Consider the following 3,471-nt stretch of genomic DNA (forward strand, 5'->3'; position numbering starts at 1 on the left):
ATAGCCCCAGAGCCTGTTGTTACCAGCATCACCTGTGAGGGTATCACCGTAAGCATCCGTGCCCATGATGTTTTCGATGGAGATGTATTCATCTCCAGCTGCATCGCCTGCATTTTGAGACTGGTCGGAGAGATTAACGGTGACGGCGGCCGTTGCATCGAAGTAGCGAACTGTATCTCTTCCTTCACCACCATTAATACGTGCCGCCAGATCTCCAGCAGTAATATTGTCGTCACCGTCAGTACCAGTTAACTCAACACGGCCATCATTCAGCACCTCGATCTTGCTGAGAGTTGTCCCGTCAGCAAACTCAAATCGCTCAATATGCTGGCCCATGTTGGCGATCTGGAGTTGACCTGCTGGTCTACCCCCATCTGCATCCCAAGAGAGTTTCAGAGCGATACCGTTGTCGCCATCGTGATCAACTGTTGTAATTGTAAGGTCAAGAAGAGACAGATCCTCAAAAACAACCGTGTCATACCCGCCACCGTCAACTTCAGTGGTGAAATCGATCATGGTTGAACCGCTATCCGCCCGGATCAAATAGATATCATCCCCCGTACTCCCGGCCAGTATTTCACTGTCGCCTGCAACGCTCACGCTGGCTGTCGCGGTTGACGATTCTCCAGCGCTGTCTGTAACCGTGTAATTGAAGGTATCAGTTATGGTTTCGCCAAGTCCCAGAGAGCCGACTAAATTTGTCGGATCGTAGGAGAACTTACCATCCTCATTCACTGTGACCGAGCCAAGTGTGTTGGTGGTATCCACACTGAAGCTATGGGTATCAGAGCTGTCAACATCCGTGTAGTTCGGTGTGATGGTTACAGAGCTGCCCTCATCAGTGCTGGCAGCGGTCGCAGAAGCAACAGGCCCATCATTTGCACCACTGATGGTCACCGTGACCGTATTCGTGGAGCTTGTACCGGAACTATCCGTTACCGTGTAGTTGAAGGTATCCGTGGAGCTTTCGCCAACAGCCAGACCCTCAAAGGCACCATTGGGATTATAGCGGAAGCTGCCATCAACCAAAGCAACTGCACCTGAGGTCTTACTTACATCAAATGTGAAAGTGTGGGTGTCTGAAGCTTCCGCATCTGTAAACACCGGGTCGATCAAGACACTGGTGCCCTCTGAGGTTTCCGCAGAAAGACCCGAAACAACAGGGGCGTCATTCACGCCAGTAATTTCAATTGTCACAGTTTCAGTGGAGCTTGCGCCGGAGCTGTCTGTCACCGTGTAGCTAAAGGTATCTGTAGCCGTCTCACCAGCTGTCAGGCCCTCAAACGCACCAATCGGGTCATAAGAGAATGTTCCATCATCATTCACGGTAACGGAACCAGCCGTCTCACTGGTGTCGACACTAAAGCTGTGGGTGTCTGACGTATCTGCCTCTGAATAAGACGGCGTAATCGTAAGGCTGCTGTCCTCGTCAGTTTCACTGAAAACTTCAGCGGCGACCGGCGCATCATTTTCCCCGGTTATGGTTACAGTGACCCTTGCTGAAGTGCCGCTCCAGGAACCATCAAGAGCCAGATAGACAAAGCTGTCAGTTGCCGTTTCACCTGCTCCCAGATGATCAAACTGGCCGTTGGTATCGTAGGCAAATGTACCGTCAGAGTTTACAAGGACTGTCCCCTGGGTCTCTGTATTATTAATACCAATCAGATGTACATCTGATGTGTCCGCATCACTCACACCATTATTGATGGTAATGGTTCCACCTTCACTCACCTCAGCTTCAACAGCCGCAGCAACTGGTGCATCATTCTGGCCAGTAATGGTAATCATCACAATCTGAGTAGAGCTCTCACCTGCTGCGTCTGTCACTTTATAGGCAAAGCTGTCAATTGCTGTTTCTCCAACCGCCAGATACTCAAACGCACCATTGGGGTCATAAGAGAACGTGCCGTCCTCATTCACAGTTACCGAACCTGCTGTCTTACTGATATCCACGCTGAAGCTGTGCGTGTCTGAGGTGTCTTTATCGGAAAACTCAGGGATTATGGTAACAGAGCTATCTTCATCCGTGGTCTCACTCGTCGCAGCAGCCACTGGACCATCATTCTGACCAAGAATTCTGACGGTTACGGTTGCAGTTGAACTCGCCCCGGAGCTATCCGTCACCGTATATGTGAAACTATCATATGCCGTGGTGGTCTCATCTTCCAGATCCCCTGCATAGGCTGCCAGGTATTCAAACTTACCATTTGGATCATATGAGATTGTTCCGTCATCATTTACAGTCACTGAACCAAGCGTATCTGACGTATCGACCGTGAAACTATGCGTATCCGATGTATCGATATCAAGGAACGAAGGAGTAATCACAACAGAGGTATCTTCACGCTCTGTTTTTTCGATATCATCGGCGATAGGAGCGGTATTTGTCATTTTGAGAGCCCATATATGAATCATTAAATCACTATTCATATATGCATGAGTAATAAAGATTGTAAATTTTTATTATAAAACCATAGATTGGTAATGTTCAGTAGAACAATGCGCAGTTAGAAATGCATCCGCAATGACTTTTTTGAAAGGGAATACCAAGAGAGCTTCATGTTGCGGAGATAACCCGCAAGCAACCACAGTCATATGCGCTGGCTAAATTGCCGACAAGTGCTGCAGGTTATACTATTCTCCACAAACGGGCCTTCTTTTCGTTCTCCATCGTAAGCTGAGAAAGATCAATCAGAAGCTGCAGACGCTCACTGGCTGGGTGCGCCTTGATTAAGGCCGAATGTCCGGTGTTGGTCACGAGTTCTTCTTCAAGCAGGAATAGTCCTAAGGAAAATGGGCGTCGCTGAGTAGCTCTCAGCTTGCTAACTGACGCTTTGCAGCAGCTGAGTCACTACGCCTACCCTGGAGGCCCTCACCCGTACTGATCCGCGACTGTGATCGTCATTCCCCCCCATCCAGCTATTGCCTGCCTCGCGATTGGTTCAAATGTTGACGTGGTGTTGACGCGAACGCAAAAAGCCCTGAGCGGTTGGCTCAGGGCTTTTGTTATGTGTTTGATCTATTGATCATAATTTGGTTGCGGGGGTAAGATTTGAACTTACGACCTTCAGGTTATGAGCCTCATATTGTGAAGATTTAGCTACTCTTATATTTCAATGAGATAGCCTATAACTTCCTGATTTCTCTTATGTACTTAAACGACATTCAGGCACATTCAACGTCTTTGAAAGAGAACGCATGCAGCTCAAACTGAGTATAGCTGTTGACGTGACGTTGACGTGGAATTTTTAGTAACCTTCTACTCAAACCATCTTGCAGACACCGAACAAATGAGCAGGTTTACCTAAGTCTTGGCACCTTATTCAATTGTCACAATAGGTGAACCGGAAGTAATGCTTCCACCGCAGCCGATTGCATCACCAACGCGGGCAGCAGGCTTGCCATCAATAGTCACTATTGAAGAACCTGCAGAGACTGAACGTGGATGCGGTGGAGCTGGGCACACAGGGC

At 48.5% G+C, this 3,471-nt stretch carries 2 protein-coding genes; both read right to left on the minus strand.

Features of this window, described 5'->3' with window-relative positions; genetic code table 11:
• A partial coding sequence (locus PsWM33_RS28150; RefSeq protein WP_208994685.1) for an Ig-like domain-containing protein occupies positions 1 to 2,391 on the minus strand: 2,391 nt, incomplete at its 3' end.
• A 928-nt stretch (positions 2,392 to 3,319) separates the two neighbouring features.
• Positions 3,320 to 3,466: a PAAR domain-containing protein gene (locus PsWM33_RS28520; protein ID WP_082826917.1), complete on the minus strand. Its 147-nt coding sequence runs from the start codon at positions 3,464 to 3,466 to the stop codon at positions 3,320 to 3,322.
• Between the last annotated feature and the right edge of the window lie 5 nt (positions 3,467 to 3,471).

Source organism: Pseudovibrio sp. WM33 (assembly GCF_001623165.1).
Taxonomy (GTDB): Bacteria; Pseudomonadota; Alphaproteobacteria; order Rhizobiales; family Stappiaceae; genus Pseudovibrio.